Consider the following 23,989-nt stretch of genomic DNA (forward strand, 5'->3'; position numbering starts at 1 on the left):
ATGGGGCAGCCGGCGCCGAACTTTGGTCGGTTGGGCGCCATTTCCGCTTGCCAGGAGCGCTTCCGGCTTCCTAAAACCTTGGCGGAGAACCAAATGCCCGTAGCGCCAAAAACCATCACCGCCGCCATTCTCGTCATCGGCGACGAAATCCTGTCCGGTCGGACCAAGGATGCCAATATCGGCTATATCGCCGATTACATGACCCTCATCGGTGTCGACCTGAAGGAAGTTCGGGTCGTGCCGGACGAAGAGGATGAGATCGTCGCCGCGGTCAACGCCCTGCGCAAGCGGTATACCTATCTCTTCACCACCGGCGGGATCGGCCCGACCCATGATGACATCACGGCCGACAGTGTCGCCAAGGCCTTCGGTGTGCCGATTGATGTCGATCCGCGCGCCGTCGACTTGCTGCTGACGCGGCTGAAGCGCGAAGATCTCAACGAGGCGCGTCTGCGCATGTGCCGTGTTCCTCAAGGGGCCGAATTGATCGTCAATGCGGTCTCCGCCGCGCCTGGCTTCCGCGTCGACAATGTATTTGTGATGGCGGGCGTGCCGCGCATCATGCAGGCGATGCTCGATGTCGTCGGGCCGACCTTGCAGACCGGTGCGAAAATGCTGTCGGAGACGCTGGAAGCTGGCCTGCCCGAAGGCGCTTATGGCGCGGCGTTGGGCGAGATCCAGAAGCTGTTTCCGCAGACCTCCATCGGCTCCTATCCGCATTTCAATACGTCGGGTGGCGGCTTCAGCAACCAGATTGTCGTGCGCAGCAAGGATCCGGCGATTTTGGCCGAAGCGGTTGCCGCCGTGCGGGTGATGATTGAACAATTGATCGCCGCGCGCGGCGTTTAGACGGATAGTGACGATGAGCGAACAAAGAGCCTTTCCTGTTTCCTGGGATCAATTTCATCGCGACGCGCGGGCCCTCGCGTGGCGGCTGAACGATGCTGGCCCCTTCGACGCGATCGTCTGCGTCACCCGTGGTGGGTTGGTGCCAGCAGCCATCGTGGCGCGCGAATTGAACATCCGCTTGATCGAGACGGTTTGCATCGCGAGCTATTCGCAAGAGAACAAGCAGGGCTCGCTGCAGGTGATCAAGTCGATCGCCAAGGACGTTGTCGGTGATGGCGAAGGCAAAGGCGTGCTGGTGGTCGACGATCTGGTCGACACCGGCGCCACCGCCAAACTGGTGCGCGACATGCTGCCGAAGGCGCATTTTGCCACCGTCTATGCCAAGCCGTTGGGCCGGCCGGTGATCGATACCTTCATCACCGAAGTATCGCAGGACACCTGGATCTTCTTCCCCTGGGACACGGGCCTGGCCTTCCAGCCGCCGATCAACAAGGTCGGAGCTTAGATTTCCGTCATTGCGAAGAGCATAGCGACGAAGCAATCTAAGGGCATGTGGTAGAACATCAAGAAATGCCTGTGGTGCAGTCCTTTTCGTCTATGGCTCCAGCCTTTGACGCCTGGATTGCTTCGCTGGCAATGACGGTGGGTCCCGTCATGCCGCCACGTCATTCAAGCTTGATATTGGCGGCTTTGACGATCGCCCCGTATTTCTCGATCTCGCTGGCCAGAAAACTTTTGAACGCAGCCGGTGTATCGCCACTCACCGCTTGAACGCTGAGGTCGGCGAGGCGTGCGCGCATCGCTGGATCGGCCAGCAGGCTGTTGGTTTCGCGGTTGAGGCGCTCGACGATGGCGGGATCGGTTCGCGCTGGCGCGAACAGGCCGAACCAGGTTGAAACATCGACCTTCTTCAAGTCGGGATCATCGGCCATGGGCTTCAGCTCCGGCGCCAGCGGCGACACGTCCTTGCTGGCGATGCCGAACGCCTTGATCTGGCCCGAGCGCAGGGGCGGCAGCGCCGTGACCAATGTCAGGACGGCGAGATCGATATGGCCGGCGGCCAGATCGGTGATGACCTGGCTTCCGACCCGATAGGGCAGGTGCGTCATCGGCGCCTTGCCTTCAAGGCTGATCAACTCGCCGGCCAGATGCAGCGAGGAACCGACGCCCGAGGTGGCAAAACTGTATTTGCTCGGATTGGCCCGCAGCAGTTTCAGGAGCTCGTCGGTGGTGGAAGCGGGAAAATCCTTGCGCGCCAGGACGGCGATGGGTGAGGTGCCGATGAGAGCGATCGGCTGGAAATCGTTCAATCCGTCATATTGTACGACGTTTGGCTGGATCAGTTTGGCGATCGCCATCGTGCTCTCGACGCCGATGAGGATCGTATAGCCGTCCGGCTCGGCACGCGCCGCGCGCTGGGTGCCGATGAGGCCGCCGGCGCCTGAGACATTCTCGATCAAGATGGTCTGGCCGAGCTTTTCGCTGAGCTTTTGGCCAATGAGGCGGCCGACGACATCAGCGCTGCCGCCGGCGCCAAAGGGCACGATCATGGTGATCGGCCGGGTCGGCCAGGTTTGGGCCGAGGCGGGCTGGAAGGCGGCTACGGCGAGGCACAGGAAGGCGAGAAAAGGCTTGATCGGCACGGTCGTTCCTCGCAGTCCGCCCGCGCGCAACGACGCGCGGCAACGGCTGACGGAGGGAAAAGCTAGCAGCGCGGTTCTGGGGACACAACCGGAGCCGCCGTGTCCTCGCCGCCTTGCTTTCGCAGTCTTGCTCTCCCAGTCCTGCTCTCCCAGTCTTGCCTTCGCAGTCTTGCCCTGCCGTGCCATCGGCGATAAGCGTTGCGGCGCGCGGACGTGGCGAAATTGGTAGACGCAAGGGACTTAAAACCATTTTGCGTGACAAGTCCGCGGAGCAAGAAGTGCTTGTTATTTGTGGTGCTTAGTGGAGTTCGAAGTGGAGAGGTGAAGATAGCTAGGTGCAGCATAGGTGCAGAGAGCTATCGCTAGAATCGACAATAGAATGCGGACGTGGCGAAATCGGTAGACGCAGCAGACTTTTAATTGGAGTGCCCGCAGGGAAATCTGCGGAGTAGAACCGCTCAAAGTCGGGGAACGCTAACGGGCGAATGCCTCAAGCCAATCCCGAGCCAAGCCCTCTCCTGAGGGAAGGTGTAGAGACTGGACGGGCGGCGCCTAAAGCCTTCGGGCCATGGCGAAGGGACAGTCCAGACCACGAACGTCATCAGACGGCGGTGAAAGCCGAAGTGGTAAGAAAATCTGCTTCTCTATGAGAGTACGGGTTCGAGTCCCGTCGTCCGCACCACTTTTCACTGGCTTAAATTTTAGATGACCGCGGGGCTGGAGCTAAGCGACTACCAACACTCTTGCGTTCGTTCATGGTGGCCGAGGCGTGTGGATTTTTCGTGGAAGGCAGTCACCGAAGTTTCGGCCATAGAGCCTGTCTTTTGCTTTTCCCCCAAAGGTGGTGGGCAAGCGTCGGTTTCATCAGTATCTGTGCGTTGATAGCGACGGCGCTGTCAGCATCTAGCACTACATCATGTCGTCGCAGCTAGACGTTGATGCTTGGCATTGCCCAGAAAGAGGCGGCGAAAGTCGTGCTCGCCGCCTCCAACTGGTCGGCGGTCAGTCCAGATAGTCGACCTTGAGATGCCGGATCGTGCCATTGAAGGTGAAGGGCTTACGGTCGAAATACGCAAGTGAGACGGGGGAGTAGCTGTCCCGGCCGACGTCAAAGGCGTCGTTGGCGGTGAAGGTCAGCGCCGTTGAGCGTGGGACACGCCCCTTGCTGACCTCTTGGCCGTTCACGCGGATGACGATGTCGAGGGGCGCGGGACGGACGCCGCTAGCCTTGCGTGTTTCAACCTCGATCTTGACCTTCCCGGTCGGGAGTGGGGCGGACGTTTCCAGCTGCGTCCGTTCGATCTCGAACAGATTGTACTCGTAGTTGAGCTTTCCGTTCTCGACCCACAAAGCGACACCGCCTGAGATGGCGCCGATCGCGTAGAGCACGCCCTTCGAGTCGGGCTGCAAATCCGCATCGATGGTGACAAGGCTGCTGCGTGATCCGAGCCGCGGTGCGGTGAACTCGGGGACGCCAACGACCTCCTGCGTGTAGGAGAACGTCTTGGCGGGATTAGACGGAGCGTCTTCCGGATGGAAGATCGCGGACCATAAGCCCCCGCCAACCGGATCGACTTTGTTGGCTTTCGCACTCACGTCGAACGCGTTCTTCAACTCGTCAAGCCTGCCGGGATTGGCCGCGGCGATGTCTCTCGCCTGCGAGAAGTCCTTCTTGAGATCATAGAGCTCCCAAACATCGTTCTTCGGCGTCCATTTCATGATCGAAGGATCGACGCCTGCTTGCCAGGGCGCTCTTGGCCCGAATGCCGAAGCGATCCAGCCGTCCTTGTAGTAGGCGCGACTGCCCATGACCTCGAAATACTGCTCCTTCTTGTGTTCCGGTGCTGTCGGGGACGCGAAGGAATAGGTCATGCTGGTGCCGTCGAGCTGATCCTGGCTGACGCCGTCGACGAGCTTCGGCGGCGTGATGTGCAGAATGTCGTAGATCGTCGGCACGATATCGTTGACGTGATGGAATTGCGGACGCGGCGTCTTGTCCGCCTTGATCTTGCTGGGCCAGGACACCGCAAGCGGCGTGCGCGTGCCACCAAAATGCGCGGCAATCAGCTTCGTTGACCGGTATGGCGTAGAGCCAGCCCACGCCCAGCCGGCATGGTACATGTTGTCCACCTTGGGCGATCCAAGCACATCCAGACCGCCGAGCTCGTTCAGGGTGCGAATGTGATCTTTGATCTCGGAAGGAATGCCATTCTGCGCCAAGAGCTCGCTGATCGTGCCGTTCTGGCCTTCCGCACTCGAGCCGTTATCGCCCCAGATATAGAAAACGAGCGTGTTGTCGCGGATGCCGAGCTCGTCCAGGGCATCGATCAACCGGCCGGCCTGCGCATCAGCATGTTCGGTGTATCCGGCGAACACTTCCATGAGCCGACGCTGGAACGGTTTTTCGTCCTCGGGGATATCGGCCCATGCGGCAAGTGTCTTCGGTCGCGGCGTCAGCTCGGTGTCTTTCGGGATCCAGCCGAGTTCTTTCTGACGGGCGAAGACGCGTTCGCGCATGACGTCCCAGCCTTCGTCGAACTTGCCCTTATACTTGTCCGCCCATTCCTTGAAGATGTGATGCGGACCATGGGAGGCGCCAGGGGCCCAATACATGAAGAAGGGCCGGTCCGGCGTCAGTGCGTGGACCTGCTTCATCCATGAGACGGCCTTATCGGTCATGTCTTCGGTGAAGTGATATTCCTTCTTCCCTTCGGACGGATTCACCCGGACTGTGTTTTCGACGACCGCAGGCTCCCATTGCGAGGATTCTCCCGCAAGGAAGCCGTAGAAATAGTCGAAGCCGATCCCCTGACCCGCCGGCCAGTTCGTGTAGGGGCCGACGGCCGTGGTCTCGTTGGCCGGCGTGTTGTGCCATTTTCCGAAGGCGCTCGTCGCGTAGCCATAATAGCCAAGGACCTTCGCTGCGGTCGCCGACGTGCGCGGGATCCGGCCGGAGTAGCCATCCCAGTCGTTCGCCAGTTCGGCGATCTGGCCATAGCCGACGCGATGATGATTGCGCCCGGTCAGCAGCGCCGCGCGGGTGGGTGAGCACATCGCGGCATTGTGGAAGCGGTTATACGTGACACCGTCCCCGGCAACGCGGCTCAACGTACGCGTATCGATCACGCCGCCGAACGTGCTCGGCAACGCCGGTCCGACGTCATCGAGCATGATGATGACGATGTTGGGCGCATTGGCGGGCAGATGCGACTTCACCGGCAGGGGGCTGTAGGTCGATTCCGCGATCGTCGGTCCAGCCTTGCTCCCTGAGGGCTTGGGCGGAAACGGCAGCGAGTCCTGGGCTGCCACGGGTGATCCCAACATCAGGAGCGTCGTGCTTACGCCCAACCAGCGTGCTCGGAATGGGTGACTAAGAGGTCGTTTCATTCGGTTCTCCGTTTCGAATAACGCATCTGAACCCGACATGGCTCGTCGACGTATCGATCGCTTCCGCATGTCGCGCTGCAGGTCGGTAGCGGCGGCAGTAGTTCGGAGCGCACAGATGCGATCCGCCCTTCAGGACCTTCCGCGGAATTTTGATTTGGGGGAGGCACGGGTCGTAGCTGGCGGTCTCAAGCCCCCCGCGCGGGTTTTTGGGGATGCAACAGGCTTTCGTCGCGTCCGCTTCGTGCTTTGCGGCGAACCAATCAGATGTCCATTCCCAGACATTTCCGATCATGTCGTAGAGCCCGTAGCCATTGGGCGGAAAAGCCTTCACGGGGGAGGTCCGGGTGTATCCATCATGCTTGTGGTTGACCGTCGGGAATGGCCCTTGCCAGGTGTTGGCCATGTGCCGGCCGCCGGGAGCCAGTTCCGATCCCCAGGCATACTCGGCCTGGTCGAGGCCACCTCTGGCGGCGAACTCCCACTCGGCTTCGGTGGGCAGGTCCTTGCCCTTCCAGCGTGCGTAGGCCAGCGCGTCGTGATGGGAGATGTGGACGACGGGGTGATCGTGAAGCCCCTCGATACTGCTATGGGGACCATAGGGCTGACGCCAGTTGGCGCCCTTGAGAAACGACCACCACTGCGTCCAGTCGCTGAGATCGACCCGCCCAACCGGCTTTCGAAAGACCAGCGACCCCGCATACAGCATCTCCTGCAGGATGCCGGGATAGTCACGCGGATCGGGCGCGGATTCAGCAAAGGTGCGATATCCGGTCGCCGCCACGAACTCGGCAAATTCAGCATTCGTCACCGGCGTTTGGTCCATGAAGAACCCGTCGACACGCACGCGGTGAGCGGGCTTCTCTTCGGGATAGTGGTGGTCCGACCCCATCCAGAAAGTGCCGGCGCCCACGAAAATCATGCCGTCGCGCGCATGCCGCGAGGGTAAATCCGCCTGAGCCGTTTCGGAGTTCATGATCATCCCCCGCCGCGCATCGCGATGGTGAGCGTGCCGCGATGCGCGCGAAGGCATACAGGGTCTGGGAATCGAAACTGTCCCGATGGAACAATTCGCGCGGTTTTCAGGCGCTTGGTTAATCCTCGTTGATTAGGCCTGCTTCAGCCTGATTGACGGCGATCCCGTGAAGCGGCACAGGAAGCGCTCATACGAATGGTCCATGGCTTGGGAGAATATGGAAGCTCGATCTAGCGCCAGATTGGCTCAGTTCGCATTGTCCTTCGGCCTGACGATCAACACGACCGGACAATCATTTCTCCTCGTTGTGCTTCCGCCTTTGGGGCGCAGCCTGGGCTTCTCTGATATTCAAACTGGCGGGATCCTCAGCATCTCGGCTCTGCTGCTCATGGCATCGGCGCCGGTCTGGGGATATCTCAGCGAACGGATCGGGCGCCGACCGGTTCTTCTAACGGCGCTCGCCGGGGCGGCCATCGCGGCGGCCCTGTTTGGCCTCCTCGTGCACTTGCGCCTGGCAGCCAGCCTCAGCGCTGCCCTCACACTCGGCCTGTTCATCTGCGTCAGGGCGGCGCAGTCGCTGGCTTCCAGTGGAATCCTGCCGGCGTCGCAGGCCTACATGGCTGACATCACGATCCCGGCGCAGCGGACCAGCGCCATGGGCATTCTCGGCGCAGCCATGGGGTTGGGTGCCATCCTCGGCGCGGCGCTCGCATGGCAGATTGCGCCCACCAGCCCCGGCTCGGCTTTCGCCATCGTCTGCGGGCTCGCTGTCGCCGCCTTCGCGAGCGTCTTCTTCCTGGCCAGAGAACCCGCCCGCGTCGCCCGCGAGACGTCGGTCGAGGCCCGCCTCCCACTTGCCAGGATAGCGCCTCTGCTTCTGATCACGGTGGCGTCGATCTCGGCCTACAGCGTCCTGCAGCAGGTCACGGCGCTGCGCTTGCAGGATGCCCTCGGGTTCACGGTCGAGGAATCGATCGCGCGTGGCGGAGCGGCGCTGATGGCGACCGCAATGGCCATGATCGCCGTCCAGCTTTTCGTGGTGCGCCTGCTGCGATGGGAGCCTGTACGACTGCTGGGGGTCGGAGCCGCCATCGCCGCGATATCGCTGCTGATCTGCAGCCTGGTCGACAGCTACGCCGCGATCTTCGGCACGCTCGTCATGCTCGGCGTCGGTCTCGGCCTGATGCTCCCTGGCAACCTCGCTTTCCTCAGTTTGTCGACGGGGGCCGGCGCTCAGGGCAAGGCCGCCGGCGTCAACGTTCTCGCACAGGGTCTCGGGCAGGCCATCGGTCCCCTCGCTGGAGCCGCGCTGCACCGGATCTCGCCGCAGGTGCCCTTCCTGACGGCAACGGCGCTGCTGGTGCTTTGTTGCGCCGTCGCGATCTTTATCTGGAGAGCGTCCGTGTGCCGGAAAGATCCTCGATCCGCGTCGCTCGCAGACGGTCAAAGCAGGTAGAACTACGGCGAGTGCGCCCGAATTGAAGCGCTTCACAAAACGGATGGATTGGGGCAAGTGGCGGCGCTTTACGTCCGAAGATGGTCAAAGATCCAACGTAGCCTGACAAAATGTTCCGCAGATTGCACCGTGGGAGCAATCTGCGCGGCTGAATGTGCTACACGTGCCTTATGAGCGCGAAATTGATCAGCAGAGAAGCGGCGGAAGAAATTCTTCGGCAGAACGGATGGCTCTCCCATCAGCCCGAGGCCTTCCAGACGGATGTCTTGCAGCGCTCTGTCCTGTTGAGTTACGCCCCAGGGGACTTGATTTATGGCTTCGGCGAAGAGCTTGGAGGCATTTATGGTCTCGTGAGTGGCGCGGCGACAATCAATACGGCGCCACCAAACCATGAACCACAATTGATCAATGTCGGCGCACCAGGCGCTTGGGCAGGCGAAGGTTGCTTCCTGGCACGCCAGCCGCGACGCGTCGAACTACGCGCATTGGTCGACACCTGGCTGATGTATTTGCCGCTCGCGCAGATGGATGACATGGCGAGCACGAATCCCATGGTCGCTCACAATTTCGGGCAGATCATCATGAGCAATGTCGATGCCCTCATTAGAGTCATCCATGATTTGCAGAGGGTCGATCCTGATCGCAGGATCGCCTCCGTTCTTCATCGCGCTCGCTGGATCGGTGAGCTGCCCCTTCCGCTGAATCAGACCCGTATCGGCACGATGGCCCGCGCTTCGCGCCGGCAGGTCAATGCTGCATTGAAGCGGTTTGCTGAGAACGGATGGCTGAAGACGAGCTATCGATCAGTCACGATCCTCCGCCCCGAAAAGCTACGGCTCTTCGCAACTGAAGGCGACTGAAGTCGATCCAGCTTCCCTCCGAGGCTCAATCTATCGATCCTCAAAATGAACTATTCCTTGGGTTGGTTTATATTCTGCGTTAGGCGAGCCTGTTGAACACGATCCTGATCAAGAGAGAACGCGCGGAAGCGATCCTTCGCGAGAATGGCTGGCTCTCGACGCAACCTGAGCCTTTTCGCAGCGAAGTGCTACGGCGTTCCATCCTGCTGCGTTTCTCAGCTGGCGAGGTGATTTATCACTTCGGCGACGAACTCGGAGGCATATATGGTCTTGTAAGCGGCGGGGTATCAGTCAACACTGCTCCCCAAACCGATGCACCGCAGTTGATCCATATGGGCGTTCCCGGTTCATGGACCGGAGAAGACAGTTATCTGATCCGGCAACCGCGGCGGCTTGAACTGCGCGCAGTTGTCGAGACCTGGGCCATGTATCTGTCCCTCGATCAAATGGATCAAATGACTGCTGCCGATCCCTCGGTCATACGCAATTTCTGCACGAACCTTCTGCGCGGCGTCGACGTCCTCATCAGGATCATCCATGATCTGCAGAAGCTCGATCCCGATCGCCGCATTGCGTCTGTCCTCCATAGGATGACCTGGAGTAGCGAACACGTCTTATTGACGCAGACCGAAGTCGCCACGATGGCCTCCGCCTCGCGTCGACAGGTCAACGCTACCTTGAAGCGATTTGCCGTGAAGGGGTGGGTGACGACCAGCTACGGCTCGATCACGGTCTTGAATGCCGAAGCGCTTCAGGTCTTCGGGAATGAAGAGGATCGTTGAGTTCTCGTTTAGGAAAGGTCAGGCCTTCTACGGCCTCTATGCCCAAAGCAGCCTGCTGCCGGAGGAGGGCTCACTGCGGGAAAAGCTGTCCTCGTTGAGAAAGACGGGAATGGACGTAGGTCAGTCGAGGCGCAAGCGGGGCCGTAGGCCCGATACGCGTAATAGGAGGGTTCCAGAAAGCTATGGAGTAGACATGGTTGTCTTCTTCGCCAGGTGCGGCGCTCCCGATACGATTCGAACGCGTCTTCGCCTTCATGGGGCTGTCTTCGCTCGCTTGGTCCCTGGAGGACTAGTTCGGTTGTCACCAGCGCGGTGTCGAAAGGGCCGATAATTCCCGAGCCGCGTGCTGGAATGGTAACGGCCATCCTCGAAGCCCGGCGGTTTTCCGCCAGAATCTTGAGCCTGGGCTGGCGCCGCGACGATGGGCGTGGCTATTGGAGGTTCCACTAGCACGGGGGCGGTGGCTGGTAGTTGAGCGCTCCCCAGCAGGGATTGTCGCCGATGCGCCACCGCCTCTGCCGCTGCCCGTATCGGCTCATCCTCGGTGTGGACGTAGCGCATGAACATGGTCACGGTCTTATGGGCCGTCAGTGCCATGCCGACCTTTGCCGGTACGCCAGAATTGGCAATGTCGGTCGCGGAGCGGTGGCGGATGCCATGGGTGCCGACATGAGGAAGTCCGGCACGCTCCAGAATGCGCCGCCAACCCTGGGAGTAGGTGAACGGGGACATCGGCTTATTGGGATCGAATATCGATGGGCAGACGAAGCGGGAGCCTGCTAGCCTCGGTGCATGTTCGAAGAGACGCAGGGCCTCCGCGCTCATCGGCTTGGACATCCCGCCGGTTTTGCTGTCGGGCCAAACGACGCGGCGATTTGTGAAATCGACCCATTCCCATTCGAGCTGGAGGACTTCGGACATGCGGGCGGCAAACTCGAACTGGAGCCTGATTGCTAGCAGTATGAAGGGGTGTTCAAGGCCGTCGGCCTCCGCGCGGTCCAGATAGTCGAAGAGCTTGCGCATTTCCGCATCGGTGATGAGGCGGGTTCGGCCGCGTTCCGGGTATTTCGGAACGTGGCGGCAGGGATTGGAACCGTCCGGCCGCAGTCCCCAGACCTCGGCCATGTTGAACATCTTGCGCACAACGGAGAGGACGCGGTTGGCATTCACCGGCGATCTCGACATTTTCTTCATCAGGTTCGCGATATCGGCACGGCTTACCTCCGGCACTTTCAGATGGCCGAGGGTGGGGAGGACGTGGCGCCTGCCATAGCCCCGGTTCGACTTGATCGTTGACGGCTTGTTTCGGCTTTCGGAATAGTCGGTCATGAAGCGGTCGAAGAGCTCCTTGACTGTCGGAGCTTGGCGAAGTGCCGTTCGCTCGGCACTGGGATCAATCCTGCGCCGAACCTCGGCGAGCCAATCCTGAGCGATCTCTCGCGCCTGTTCGACTGTGATCTCTCCATAGCGACCGATGGCAGGCTTGCGCCGCTGACCGTTGTTGGCGACATAAGCGACCATGAAGGTTTTTCGGCCTGCTGGTGTGATCTTCACGAGAAAGCCTGGTATCATCGTATCGCGGAGTTCATAATCGCGGTCCTTCGGGGTAGCGGCGTCAACAATTGCCTTGGTGATTTTGATTTTCGGCATTCCTAACCTCCGTTGAGGTTGGCTCCAGGTGCAGAATAGGTGCAGCGGGAAATCCAACCGTGGCGTGTGTCCGGTTAGGTATGAAAAGATCGATAGCCGAAAAATCGAGTGCTGATGGGCGGTTATCGGGAAATCGGATACCCTCGGATAAACAGAGGATAGGCGATGTCTATCCCCTTAAAATCCCTCGGGTTCTCCCGTGCGGGTTCGACCCCCGCCGTCCGCACCATTTCCTCGCCAGGGCTGCGGCCCAGTCGTTTAGGAGAGGCGACATGAGGCGATAAAGCCTTTTTCCCCATTCCGCGTCGGTTCCGTGAAGATAGCTAGGTGCAGCATAGGTGCACAGAGCTATCGTTAGAATCGGCACTTGAACGCGGACGTGGCGAAATCGGTAGACGCAGCAGACTTTTAATATTGGAGTGCCTGCAGGGAAATCCGCAGAGTAGGATAGTCAAAGTCAGGGAACGCTAACGGGCTGATGTCCAAAGGCCCGAGCCTCGGTGCACGCTCAAAGAGGCGCAAGGCCCAGGTGCTTATCGGGTTGGATATGCAGCCTGGGCCTCGCTCCGTTTCTTCCGTGGGAAAATGCGACCAAATGTCTGTCAGAAGCGCCAGGCGAAATTGGCCTTGAAGGCGTTGTTGACGTTCTTGTCGCCAAACTGACCGGTCCAAGAAAGACCGAGCGACGCATTGGCGGCGACCGCCAGGTCGATGCCAGCTTCCGCGACGAGAGCATTGCGGGCGATCGGCGAACCGGCGAGCTCGAAGGCGGCGCTGCCGGACTGGAACGCCAGTGCGGTCGTCGGCGTGACCTCGCCGAACGCATGTCGCCACCCCAGCATGCCGCGCAGTGACAGCGTATTCGTCAGCGCTGTTGCGCCGCGCAAGCCGAACGTCGTGTAGGTGGTTCCCAGTCGCGATGAACCGCTCACCGCCGCCACGCCGGTTTCGTTGACCCCGCCGTCAACCTGCACATAAGCGATGTTGGCAAAGGGCTCCAATGCCACAGCGCTGAACTTCGCCGTGTAGCCGATCTCGCCGAACACCTGCGTCGTATTCGCCCGATAGGCGCCACGCTGGATGCCCCATAGATTGCCCGCGCCGGCCTGACGCGATGTCCTCACATCGCTCGACGAGAAGCTGGCGCCACCGCGCAGGCCCCAGGCGCCGACTTGGCCGCCGCCATAGAGCGCGACATGATAGTTGTCGCTGGAACCGGACGCCGCGATCGTCGGCGACCTGAAGGTCGACTGGCTGTATCCGCCAGCCAGACCAAGGCGCCATTGACCGTTGAAGGTGACATCGACGCCAGTGAGGATGCCGCCGACCGATTGCTCGGTGCGCGCGGCATTGCCATCACCCTTCAATGCACCCCAGCCGCCCAGGGCACGGCCCCAGATGGCATAGACCTGCGCCGGCGTTGATACCGCTGCCGGCGGCGCTACTTGGAACGAGCCGTTGCCAAGGGGCGCATAAGCGGTGAGCCCCGCCGGGGCAAAAGTCAGCGCATTGCTCGCTGGCGCCAGCGAGGTGCCATTGCCAAAGTCCTGCCGCATGCGGTCGGTCACCGCGTCGCGCAGATAGAACGATTGCGCCGACAGCACGCTGGCGACATTGGCGTGGACGGATGCACTGCCGAGACTCGTGAAGGCGGACCGCGCCTGCGCTTCGCTGGTGCCGACAACCTGCTGCCACAGCGGACCGCCGGCACCCGTCGCATCGAGCGCATTGGCGACGGCCCTTTCGTTGCGCGTCGTTGCCAATTCGGCAAACGTGATCGCGCTCCGCGCCGTGGTCAAATGGGCGTTATATCCGTCGCTGCTGAGAGCAAAGGTGAGGAATGGAAAATCGGCGATCGCCACGCTGGGCGATGAGCCCGTCAGTCCGCCGCCCGTGGTCAGGATCGTATAGGTCTTGCCGGGCAGCACCGGCGCCGACGACGTATCGGTGTCATGGCCGATGCGGAAGGTCGAGCTGAGAATGTTGGCCGTCCCAGCGACCTGGATGAGATCGCTCTTGGTGCCATTGATCTCGACATAATACTCGGAGCCCGGCCCCATGTTCAGGTTGCCATTGATGATGATGGTGCCGACCGAATTGCCCGGCGAGACCTTACCGCCGTTGACGTTGACATTGCCAAACTTGCCGTTGCCCGAGAGCGTGCCGCCGACATTGACGTTGACGATCGACGAACTCTCCAGCGATCCGTTGACGTTGAGATTGCCGGCGTTGATGTTCGTCTCTCCGGTATAACGCTGGATGCCAGACATCGAGAGCTTGCCGGCGCCTTCCTTGGTCACGCTACCGATGCCGCTGATGATGTCGCGATAGCTGCCATCGAAAGTCTGATTGAAGGTCAACGACCTCGAGAAGAGATTGCCGACATTGCTGTCGAAAATAACATTGCCGCGAATGTTGTTGGTACTGCCTTGCACCGTGCCGCCGTTCACGTAGATGTCTCGCCCCGCACCGAAGCCGGTGAGGATGAGGGTGCCGCGATCGACCTTTGTGATATTGCCCGGACCATGCAGCTCGCCGGTCAGAGTCAGGGTCATGCCGTCGTCGACTTGAAAGACGCCGCCGGCGCCCGTCAGGTCAAAATTCCGCGCGCTGGTAAAGCTTGCCGCCGCCCGCAGCGTGCCATTGTTGTTGATCGTGATACTCCCGCTGGTCGCGCCCAGAGCGGCGTCGGAGGAAACCCGCAGCCCGCCGCGCGCGATCAGAGTGCCGCCGCGATAGGTGTTGGTGCCCGTAAGCTCCAGTTCGCCATCGCCGCTTTTGATAAGCTGGCCGTCGCCGCTGATCGTGCCGGTCCAGATGAGCGGATGCAGCGCGACATCGATGCCGCCGCCCGCGTTTCCAAGAACGAGATTGCGATTGATCGCCGTCGCCGCTGGCATCGAACTGGTGCTCCCGATGGAGCCTCCATTTAAGGTGATCTGCTGCCCTGACCCAAGATTGGCGCCCGTCGTAAAGCGCAAGATGCCGCCAGTGACCCAGATGTCATTGCTGAATGTATTGGCGCCGGCAAGGATCACCTCACCCACGCCCGACTTGAGGAACTGGCCGGAGCCGCTGATCACGCCGCTCAATGTCAGTGGATTGGCAGAGCCCACGATGCCGCCAATGCCATTGAGCGTGATCGGGCGATTGATCGTTTGCGGCGCGCTGCCCGGCGCCAGCCCGAACTCGGCACCATTCAGAATGATGCCGGTGCCCGGCGCACCGAGATTGCCATCGTTCTGGACCAGCAGGACGCCTTCGGTCACGGACACGCCGCCGCTGAATGTGTTCGCTCCGGTCAGGGTCAGGACGCCGGGGCCGGTCTGACGCAGCTGGCCAGGACCGCTGATCACGCCGCTCCAGGTGATCGGATTTTTAGCGACATCAATGACGCCGCTGCTTGCCAGATTGAGCGCATTGGCAAACGACGTCCCGGCCACGGTATCGTTGGTGCTGCCGATCGAGCCGCCATTCAACGTCACTGTGCCCGTACCCGGACTTCTCGCGCTTCTCAAACGCAGCATGCCCTCGTTGACCGTCGTGCCGCCGGAATAGGCGTTGTCGCCGGTGAGATTGAGCGTGCCCGCCCCGTTTTTGACCAGGGACCAGCTGCCGCCGCTGCTGGCAACCCCCGTCTGATCGGCAATGACGTCGCTGACGGTCTGTTGCACATCGCCGGAGTTCATGGAAAACGAGCCATTGCCCTGCAGGAAAATGCCCGATCCATAGCCGCTTCCGTTGCCACCATTCGCGGGATCGACTTTGCCGTCCGTGTGATAAGCGGTACCGCCGCTGCCGCCCGCGGCACTGCCGCCGGACTGGGTGAAGCCGCCGTTCAAGTTCAGATGGCCACCTTCCTGGACAAAGATTCCGCCACCCAGTCCGGCGCCGCCGCCACCACCGGCTCCGGTGTTGGCATCTGCATGATGGCCCGCGCCGCCCTTACCGCCGCCAAAGCCAGCCGCACCCGGAGACGTGCCGTTGCCGGCACCACCGCCGCCGCCACCAAAACCGCCGGCTCCGCCGGGGGTAATGCCGCCACCGCCACCGCCGCCAAAGCCTCCTGGCAATCGGGGGTAGCCACCGCCGCCATCGCCTCCGCCGCCATCGAGGAATGAACCGCCGCCGCTCCCATCGCCGAGATGCCCGCCACCGCCGCCGCTCGTCGGTATGTTGAGCGCGCCGACCGCAGTGCCGCCCGTGCCACCGACCGCTTTATTGTTTGACAGGTTTACATAGCTGGTCGAGACATTGGCGCCGCTTCCAACGAACAGCGCTCCACCCAGCCCGGCGCCGCCACCGCCGCCACCGCTGCCAGATCCGCCTGGCTCGAAATAGGCGTTGCCACCGTTTCCACCACGGGCAACGGTATCGTTGATATAGATATTTTGAATCCCAACGTTGCCGGACTGCACATAGAACCCGCGATACTTGTTATCGCCGGAGAGGGTGAAAGAACCGCCGTTGATGTTCACGTCGCGCGTGATGAGCGGCAGGTTTCGGTTCAACGTGATGTTGCCGGTGAAGGTTATGAAGTCGCCATTCTGAGCGTTGTTAATGGCGTCGTAGAGTTGATCCGAATTGCCGACGTTGAAGTTCGCGGCCTGCGCCGGCGGTGGCAAAAGCAACGCGCCCGCGATCACGAACGCAGCCAATGTCAGACCCGTTCCAGCTCCCGACAAACAGGTTGATCCGAGCAGAGCCCCCATCAGCCCAGTCCGCTTCGGAGCGAACCGAAACGTTGCATTGCGTCTGGATATAGGTGTGGAAAAAAGCGATTTTGGCTTCTTGGTCATCATATGCTCCAGCCCTAGAACAAAGGGTAATTACGTTGGCCGACGGCGCGTTTTGGTTTTCAGAACTTCATAGTGAGGTTGGCTTTGAAGCCGTGCTGGCCGGCGCTGTTGGCGATCTGGCCGTGGTAGGACAGGCCAAGCGCCGCCTGCGGCGTCAGCTTGAGATCGAGCCCCGCTTCGACAAGCGCCGCGTTCTTGGCGATCGGCACTCCAGCGACGGAAAAGGCGTTTCCGGCGGAGAACGCTAATGTGGCGAGTGGCGTGGTGTCGCCATAGGCGTGCCGCCACCCGATCGCGCCGCGCGCGGTGAGGTTTATGCCAGCCAACACGAAGCCGGTTGAGGCACGCGCGCCAAGCGTGGTGAAGGCGACATTTGTGGTCTGGCCGTTGCCGCGCAACGCCGCAACGCCACCCTGCTCGGTCAAGCTAGCGGTACGTTGGCTGACGTATGCGAGGTTTGCGAAGGGTTCGAAAGATGCGACGTTCGTATCGATGCGATAGCCAAACTCGCCAAAAGCCTGGAAAGTCCCCGCATCGTACCTGGTCTTGAGACTGTTGCTGAAGCCGGGGAGGGCGACGCTTCGGCTGGTGCCGATGTCATGCCATGTATAGGCAACGCCGGTTCTAAAGCCGAGCGCCTCCCAACTCGTGCCGGCATAGAGGCCGAGATGGTAGTTGTCGCTCCAGCCTGAGGAGGAGCGATCCCTCACATCGAAGCTGGTGCGGCTGTAGCCCGTGATCGCGCCGAGCCGCCACCGATCGAAGATGGGCAAATCGGCGCCTGTGAGAAAGCCGCCGGTCGAGCGCCTGAGCGCAGCTGCATTGCCATCACTATTGGTTCGGCCCCAGGCGCCGAAGCCTTGCCCCCAGACCGCGAAGCGATCGGTTGTTGGTGCAACCCATTGTGGTCCGCCAACAGCGTAGGACATCACCGGCATGGGCGAGGCGGCGACGCCGCCAAAGGAGGAGCGGATGCGGTCGCTGGCGGCATCGCGCACGAAAGAGCTGTCCTCGATCAGTGCGGTCTTGGCCGAGGCGTGGATATCTCCGGAGAGCTGGTCGAAGCTTCTGCGGATTAATCCCTTGTCGTTCGGTAACTGCGCGATGGCTTCGTAGACAGGGTGGCCAGCGTTGAAACCGATGCTCTCGATGCCAGCCGCCGTGGCGATCTGATTGCGGGTCGCGGCCACCGAGGCGAAGGCGACAACGTTGCGCTCCAAGGTGAGGTCGACGGTGCGGCCAGCATAGTCATAGATCAAGCTCGGCGTCAGGAAGGCGAAGTTCGAACTCACGCCGTCGAACTGACCTGACAGTGTGCCGTCGGCCGAGAGAATACGATAGGTCGAGTTGAGTCTGTAGGGGCCGCTGGCTCCTATATGGACAACCGAGCCACCGTTGAGATGGGCATTGCCCGTCACTTTCACCAGATCAGAGGCGTTTCCAGTCGGATCGACTTCGACGAGATAGCGCGCGCCAGCATTGAAGACGAGATCGCCATTGATCGTCAGCGTGCCGATCGAATTGCCGGGCGCCAGCGTGGCTCCCGAGGTCATCGTCACGATCGATCCCCCGCCAGATCCAACGACGCCCGAGCCCCCGAGCGTGCCGCCGGCGAAAACGTCGACTCTTGCGCTTGCTAGCTGAGTGTTGACGATCAAGGCGCCGCTTTCCACGCGGGTCTCTCCGGCGGTGAGGCCGTTCTGGGTCTGATCCAGGATCCAGACGCCGCCGCCCGTCTTGACGAGAGTGCCGGCAAAGATCGTCGTGCCGCTGACGGCGGCTGAATATGCCTGTGCGCCAGCGCCATCCAGCGTCAGTGTAGAGCGCGCGTTGGTGCCGATCTGCAGATTGCCCGTAATGCTGGACCCGGTGAACAGCGTGACGCTATTGTTGCCTGTGTTGCGCAGTTGCACATGGCCGATCAATGCGCCGGCGTTGCTGAGCGTGGTGTTTCCGCTGAGGGCCTGCACCGACACCGCGCCTTGAATGGTGGCGCCCGCGCCGTTGGTCACCGAACCGCCGTTGATCAGGCGGACGCCAGCCGATGGGCCCTTGATGAGGCTGCCCATGCCCGTGTTGACGATCGCGCCTGCGCCGCCGCTGACGCCCACGCCTGCGGCGATCGAATCCGGCCCGTCGCCGACGATCGTGCTGCCGCCGGTGTTGGTGATCGTGCCGCCATCGGCGAGGCTCACGCCGTAGAGTTTGCCTGAGATGACGCCGCCGTCCTGGTTCGTGACTTTGCCGACGCCAGCGACGATTTCCACGCCATGGCCCTGATCGTCGGTTGTCGCGCGAATGGCGCCTCCCGTATTGGTCACCGTGCCCGCGCCCCAAATCCGCACGCCGTTGAACCCGCCGGCAAGGTTTCCGGCCGTATTGGTGACCGTCCCACCACCGTCAATGAACACGGCGGCCCCATCCGCGCCGGTTGCCTTGATCTCGCCGCTGTTGGTCAGGGCGCCGTTGCCATTAATCTGGACGCCGGCGTCCGTGCCGATGATCCTGCCGCCCGTGCGGTTGTCGACCGCGAGGAGGTCGTTGGTCGAAGAATAGATATAGATGCCTCGTCCAGCGTCTCCGGTCGCTTGAATGGTGCCGGAATTGGTCACTTGGACCGGCCCTTCGCCGATGGACACGCCAATGCCGGAGACGCCGTTAGCTTCGATCCGGCCTGTGGCGGCGATGCTGACCGTGCCGCCTCCGTTGCCGTCCACGCCATGCTCGCCATCGCCATTGCGCGATAGGGCTCCTGCCGTGTTGACCGTGCCACCGTTGACGATGGAGACCGGGTTGCTGATGCTCACCCCGGCGTTGATCTGCAAGGTAGCGTCGCGGCCCAGAGAATTATCGACGATGACGGAGTTGGCGCCGAGCTGGCCATCCGAACTCACCACCAACGTGCCTTGATCGACCAAGGTTTGGGCATGGCCCCCTGAAATCGGAAGCGAAAAGACCGCTCCAGTCAGCACCGTGGTGGACAACAGCCGTCTGAGGCGCAGGCTGCACGCCGCGCCGGTCAACGTCGATGTCATAAATATGCCCCGCCCACATAAAATGCCGCTGCCCTGAACAGCGGTCTCCGTTAGTATTAAAATTGTCGGCTGTGCCCGGGGCGTTACTGCAGCGTTACACCAGCGTTAATTCTGCCTGCCTCAGCGTTTGTGTTATGCAGAAGTGCTTTTTTAAGAAGGATTGGCGCGAGCGTGTTGCCCACCAAATGAAGAATCGCGATGCTTTTTCAAAATTCCGTCTGTCGCTGCTTGGACGCTTTGAGCTGGCGGCGCGTGAAGGCGGCGTCCGCTTGCCCAGTAAGAAGCTTTCGGGCTTGCTCGCATATCTGGCCTGCACCGCACCCCAGCGCCAGCCGCGTGAGAAACTGGCTCATCTGCTTTGGGGCTCGCATTTCGAGACCCAGGCGCGGCAGAACCTGCGCCAAGCGATTTTTCGGCTCCGCCGCATCCTTGGCCAGGACGTGCTTCTCAGCGACGACGATGAGATCTGGCTTCCCGCCCATACGATCGACTGCGATGCCGTCCGTTTTAGAGCGCTGATCGCCGAGGGCAGTCCGGCTTCGATCGCCGCAGCCGCCGACCTTTATCGAGGCCCGTTTCTGATCGACTTGAATATCGAAGAGGACGCATGGTCGGAATGGCTGATCTCAGAGCGAGGGCGCCTGGAAAGCATCGCTCTGGATGCCCTCATCCGCCAAAGTGCACAGGCCATGCAAGAAGGGCATGAGGAGGCCGCGCTTCAAGCCGCTCGTCGGGCCATCGAAATCAACGCTCTGCGTGAGGATGGGCACCGGTTGATCTTGCAGGCTCTGGTCGCCCTGGGCCGCCAGGCCGAGGCACTCAAGCACTATCGGGATCTCGTCACGCTGCTCAAGCGAGAGCTTTCTGCCGCACCTGATGCGGTCACACAATCGTTGATCGTGGAACTGCGCGGTTCCGCGCCGGAAGGATTGGGAACCGACGTCCTTCCCGCTCTCTCAGAATCGTCCCGGCCTGAACCAGAGGTTCATATCGGTGAAGACGATGCCGACCCGATGCATGTGCACTCACCTGTTCCCGAGCAACGTCGGTTGACGGTTCTGGTTTGCGATCTGGCTTCTCCGACGTCGCTCTCTGCTGCCCTCGATCCGGAAGACGCCCATGCTCTGATCGCCACTTTTCATGAGATCGTAACAGATGTGGCCGAGCGGCTGGGAGGATTTGCCGCGCAACATCAGGGCAACGGCATTGTTGCCTATTTTGGCTATCCGATCGCGAACGAACATGACGCCGAACGTGCCGTACGAGCGGCTCTGGCGATTCTTGATGCGATCGCCGCCCCGGCGGATTCTGGTGCCGTGCCGATACACGCAAGCATGGGAATAGCGACCGGATTTGTTGTCGTTGGCGGAAAAGCGATGACGCGGGGCAATCTTCCCCGTCTCATCACCGGGAAGGCGCCTTCTATCGCCGCGCAGCTACAGTCGAGCGTCACGGCTGGCGAAATCGCCATCGATGCCACGACACAGCGGCTCATCGGGCGGATGTTCGTCTGCCGGCCGCTTCCGACGCGTGACGAAAGGCCTCCGTTGCCCCCGATCGCGGCGTGGCAGGTCCTTGGCGAAGCGCCTGGAGTGAGCCGTTTCGACGCGCGTCGTCACATTTTATCTTCGCTTGTCGGCCGGCAGGATGAACTCACGCTTCTTCTGAGCCGCTGGGAACAGTCCGAACGCGGTAAAGGCCAGGTCGTCTGGATTTTGGGAGAGCCGGGGATCGGCAAATCACGCATCGCCGAGAGCTTATGGGAAAAGCTCGCGAACGAAGCCCCTGCGGGTCTTCGCTACGCCTGCCTGCCTGATCGGACACAAAGTCCGCTTCATCCGTTCATCGCACAGCTCCAGCAGGATGCGGGTTTTGCGCCGGGTGACAGCGCGAGCCTCAAACTCGACAAACTCGAAACGCTTCTTTGGCCGTCCGCCATCAACTTGCCGCGTGACGTCGCCTTGTTCGCCGAGTTGCTGGACGTGCCGTTGGATCACCGCTATTCCGCCTTGACGGCTAGCCCGCAACAAAAGCGCGAGATGATATTCAATGCGCTGCTCGGTTGGCTGAAAGGCGCAGCCTCGCGCAAGTCGACTTTCATTCTATTCGAGGATGCACACTGGATTGATCCGACATCGTTGGAATTGCTCGAACGCATCGTGAGCGTCGCTGCCGATCTGCCGGTATTGCTGCTTGTAACTTGTCGCCCGACGCTTCAGCCCGAATGGCTTGATCAGCCGCATGTGGCGATATTGGCCCTGGGTCGCCTGAGTACGAGCGACGGCGCCCATATCATGCGCAGCGTCGCCCGAGAACGAACATTTCCCAAAGCAGTCGCCGATGAAATCCTGTCGCGTTCTGACGGCATACCCTTGTTCATCGAGGAGTTGACCCGCTCCGCCATGGAAAGCGGGCTGCTCCGTGAGACAGCCGATGGTTATGTCTTCGATGGACCACTTCTTCCGCGCGATATTCCGTCAACACTGCAAGCCGCGCTTACCGCTCGTCTCGACCTGCTCGGTCCAGCCAAGAATGTTGCCACCATCGGGGCCGCAATCGGACGGGAATTCTCCCACGAATTGATCGCGGCGGTAACGGCTCTGCCTCCGGTCGAACTCAAGATGAGGCTTGCGCAACTGATAGGGGCCGGCCTCCTCGTGCGTCGTGGTAAGGCCTCAGCACAAAGTTATACCTTCAAGCATGTCCTCCTGCAGGAGGCCGCCTATATGATGATGCTCAAAAGCCAACGGCGGCAACTTCACGCGGACATTGCGCGAACGCTGGTCACGCGCTTCCCCTCGTCCATGTCACAACAACCGGAGATTATTGCTCGCCATTTTGTGGAAGCCGGGCTCGCCGATGAAGCCATCGACCACTGGATCGAAGCGGGCAGACTGGCGCAGGCGCGCTGGGCCAATCGCGAAGCATCCGACTTCTTTCAGTACGCCATAGACGCTGTCGCAGGCCTTTCCGAAACGCAGGAAAGGCTGGAGCAAGCCATCGATCTGCGTTTCGAGTTGAAGGCTGTGCTTGTTCCAATCGGAAAATTCGAACGCGTCGTCAGCTCTTTGCGTGAAGCGGAGGGCTTGGCCAAGCGCCTCGGTGATCGACACCGATTGGCCCGCTTCGCCTTTCATATGTGCCAGACACTGGCGCTTGGCGGCGACCCAGCAGAAGCGTCTACTTTCGGCCAGCAGGCCTTGGCGCTCGCAGAATCGCTTCATGACGTCCCGCTGCAGATCGCCTCGACCCTGTTCCTCGGGACCGCCAGTTTCCTGACCCTGGAATATCGTCAGGTCGAACCCCTCTTCGAACGGGTGCTGAAACTGCTTGAAGATGTGCCTATTCTCGAAAAATTTGGGCTCACCGGGTTTCCGGCTGTGACCGTTCGGGCATTCTTGACCCGCATTTATGCCGATCAAGGCAAATTCGAGCAGGGGGTCATACTTGGCGAGGAGGGGGTGCGTATCGCTCACGCGGTTGGCGATCCCTATAGCCTCACGATCGCTTGTTGGTGCTTGGCCGACCTGTATGTCATTCGCGGCGAGTTCGCGAGCGCCATCGAAAAATTGGAATATGCCCTCGCTCTCTCTCGTCAGTTTGATCTGCCATTCATGATCGCGGGCAGTTCGGGGACGCTTGGCTACGTTCATGCGATGATGGGGCGAACGGCCCAGGGCGTGCCGTTGCTGGAGCAGGCGCTGAGCGCCTTCGAAGCCATGGGGCATCGGTTCGGCCAAGCCCTCTTTCTGTCGCCTCTCGGTGAAGCCTATTTGTTGGCTGGGCGCTATGGGGACGCATTCGAGCAGGCTCAACGTGCTCTCGTCATGGCCCAAGACAGCGGGCAGCGTCGTGGCGAAGCCGGCGCCCGTCATCTTCTGGCAGAGATTTCTGTCCGTTCGGGAGCCATGGAACAGGCCGAGGCCAATTACCTCCATGCGCTCGCGATCACGACGGAGCTCGGATTGCGCCCGCTTGTTGCACGAAGTCATTATGGCCTTGCCCATTTATACTCGCGTATCGGGCAGCCGGAAAAAGCTCGCGATCAATTTGAGATCGCGGCCAAGATGTACCGTGAAATGGACATGAGATTTTGGCTGGAGCAGGCAGACCCGATGGTAAGTCAGTAGTGAGGCCATCGGATTCGCGAGATATGCCTTGCCGAGCTTGCGCACTTCCGCCTCCGTGATGAGGCGAGTTCTGCCGCGCTCCGGGTACTTCGGAATGTGGCGGCAAGGATTGGAGCCGTCCGGCCGCAGGCCCAAGAGCTCGGCGATATTAAACATCTTGCGCACAACGAAGAGGACGCGGTTGGCGTTGACCGGTGACTTCGACATTTTCTTTATGAGGTTCGATGTCGGCGGGGCACATCGGGCGCTTTCATGTGGCCGTGCCCAACGGTTCGTCGCCAGCGCGGTGCGCGGAATATACATCGGCCGGCGTTGCTAGTGATAGAGCGGATTGAGCCCGAAGCTTTGTGGCTCGATTGATGAACTCGACCGGTGAGAGGCCTTTGAGGGTCTTGAAGCGGAGGGCGCAATTGCAGGCTGCGATG

At 61.0% G+C, this 23,989-nt stretch carries 11 protein-coding genes and 1 pseudogene; 6 read left to right on the forward strand and 6 right to left on the reverse strand.

Features of this window, described 5'->3' with window-relative positions; translation table 11 throughout:
• Positions 1-93: 93 nt before the first annotated feature.
• Together BLW50_RS26030 and gpt are read left to right on the forward strand one after the other, a co-directional pair.
• Positions 94-849 carry a competence/damage-inducible protein A gene (locus tag BLW50_RS26030; protein WP_090709731.1) on the forward strand — a complete coding sequence of 252 codons (756 nt, stop codon included), beginning with the start codon at positions 94-96 and terminating at the stop codon, positions 847-849.
• A 13-nt stretch (positions 850-862) separates the two neighbouring features.
• Positions 863-1,354, forward strand: coding sequence for a xanthine phosphoribosyltransferase (gene gpt, locus BLW50_RS26035; RefSeq protein WP_090707736.1), 492 nt, complete (start codon positions 863-865; stop codon positions 1,352-1,354).
• A gap of 160 nt (positions 1,355-1,514) precedes the next feature.
• Here the strand turns inward: gpt and BLW50_RS26040 are convergent, their stop codons facing one another.
• From BLW50_RS26040 to BLW50_RS26050, 3 genes are all read right to left on the reverse strand, one after another.
• A complete protein-coding gene (locus tag BLW50_RS26040; protein WP_170850356.1) occupies positions 1,515-2,492 on the reverse strand; it encodes a Bug family tripartite tricarboxylate transporter substrate binding protein in 978 nt (325 codons plus the stop codon).
• A 1,002-nt stretch (positions 2,493-3,494) separates the two neighbouring features.
• Entirely contained in the window at positions 3,495-5,879 is a 2,385-nt protein-coding gene (locus BLW50_RS26045) for an arylsulfatase (RefSeq protein ID WP_170850357.1), read from the reverse strand.
• Positions 5,863-6,858 carry a formylglycine-generating enzyme family protein gene (locus tag BLW50_RS26050; protein ID WP_244544397.1) on the reverse strand — a complete coding sequence of 332 codons (996 nt, stop codon included), beginning with the start codon at positions 6,856-6,858 and terminating at the stop codon, positions 5,863-5,865. Before BLW50_RS26050 ends, BLW50_RS26045 begins: the two co-directional genes overlap by 17 nt.
• Before the next feature lie 196 nt (positions 6,859-7,054).
• On the opposite strand from BLW50_RS26050, the gene BLW50_RS26055 reads away from it, so the two are divergent.
• The 3 genes from BLW50_RS26055 (at position 7,055) to BLW50_RS26065 (ending at position 9,950) form a co-directional block, all read left to right on the forward strand.
• The gene (locus BLW50_RS26055; RefSeq protein WP_090707738.1) at positions 7,055-8,308 is read left to right on the forward strand and encodes an MFS transporter; all 1,254 of its coding nucleotides are present in this window, start codon (positions 7,055-7,057) and stop codon (positions 8,306-8,308) included.
• A gap of 170 nt (positions 8,309-8,478) precedes the next feature.
• Positions 8,479-9,168, forward strand: a complete 690-nt coding sequence (locus BLW50_RS26060) for a Crp/Fnr family transcriptional regulator (protein WP_090707739.1) — start codon at positions 8,479-8,481, stop codon at positions 9,166-9,168.
• A gap of 92 nt (positions 9,169-9,260) precedes the next feature.
• A complete protein-coding gene (locus tag BLW50_RS26065) occupies positions 9,261-9,950 on the forward strand; it encodes a Crp/Fnr family transcriptional regulator (RefSeq protein WP_244544398.1) in 690 nt (229 codons plus the stop codon).
• 483 nt (positions 9,951-10,433) lie between these two features.
• Here BLW50_RS26065 and BLW50_RS26070 read toward each other — a convergent pair.
• From BLW50_RS26070 to BLW50_RS26080, 3 genes and pseudogenes are all read right to left on the reverse strand, one after another.
• Positions 10,434-11,600, reverse strand: a pseudogene (locus BLW50_RS26070) (tyrosine-type recombinase/integrase); the annotation flags it as partial.
• A gap of 602 nt (positions 11,601-12,202) precedes the next feature.
• Entirely contained in the window at positions 12,203-16,258 is a 4,056-nt protein-coding gene (locus BLW50_RS26075; protein ID WP_170850358.1) for an autotransporter domain-containing protein, read from the reverse strand.
• Between the two features lie 200 nt (positions 16,259-16,458).
• Positions 16,459-19,434, reverse strand: coding sequence for an autotransporter outer membrane beta-barrel domain-containing protein (locus BLW50_RS26080; protein ID WP_244544399.1), 2,976 nt, complete (start codon positions 19,432-19,434; stop codon positions 16,459-16,461).
• A 134-nt stretch (positions 19,435-19,568) separates the two neighbouring features.
• On the opposite strand from BLW50_RS26080, the gene BLW50_RS26085 reads away from it, so the two are divergent.
• Positions 19,569-23,564, forward strand: coding sequence for a tetratricopeptide repeat protein (locus tag BLW50_RS26085; RefSeq protein ID WP_244544400.1), 3,996 nt, complete (start codon positions 19,569-19,571; stop codon positions 23,562-23,564).
• Positions 23,565-23,989: the final 425 nt, after the last annotated feature.

This window comes from Beijerinckia sp. 28-YEA-48 (assembly GCF_900104955.1).
Classification (GTDB): domain Bacteria; phylum Pseudomonadota; class Alphaproteobacteria; order Rhizobiales; family Beijerinckiaceae; genus Terripilifer.

Coding starts and splice junctions, on each gene's coding strand:
- BLW50_RS26080 (WP_244544399.1), bottom strand. CDS start 19,434: ATGACATCGACGTTGACCGGCGCGGCGTGCAGCCTGCGCCTCAGACGG.
- BLW50_RS26085 (WP_244544400.1), top strand. CDS start 19,569: ATGCAGAAGTGCTTTTTTAAGAAGGATTGGCGCGAGCGTGTTGCCCAC.
- BLW50_RS26060 (WP_090707739.1), top strand. CDS start 8,479: ATGAGCGCGAAATTGATCAGCAGAGAAGCGGCGGAAGAAATTCTTCGG.
- BLW50_RS26030 (WP_090709731.1), top strand. CDS start 94: ATGCCCGTAGCGCCAAAAACCATCACCGCCGCCATTCTCGTCATCGGC.
- BLW50_RS26055 (WP_090707738.1), top strand. CDS start 7,055: ATGGCTTGGGAGAATATGGAAGCTCGATCTAGCGCCAGATTGGCTCAG.
- BLW50_RS26050 (WP_244544397.1), bottom strand. CDS start 6,858: ATGATCATGAACTCCGAAACGGCTCAGGCGGATTTACCCTCGCGGCAT.
- BLW50_RS26045 (WP_170850357.1), bottom strand. CDS start 5,879: ATGAAACGACCTCTTAGTCACCCATTCCGAGCACGCTGGTTGGGCGTA.
- gpt (WP_090707736.1), top strand. CDS start 863: ATGAGCGAACAAAGAGCCTTTCCTGTTTCCTGGGATCAATTTCATCGC.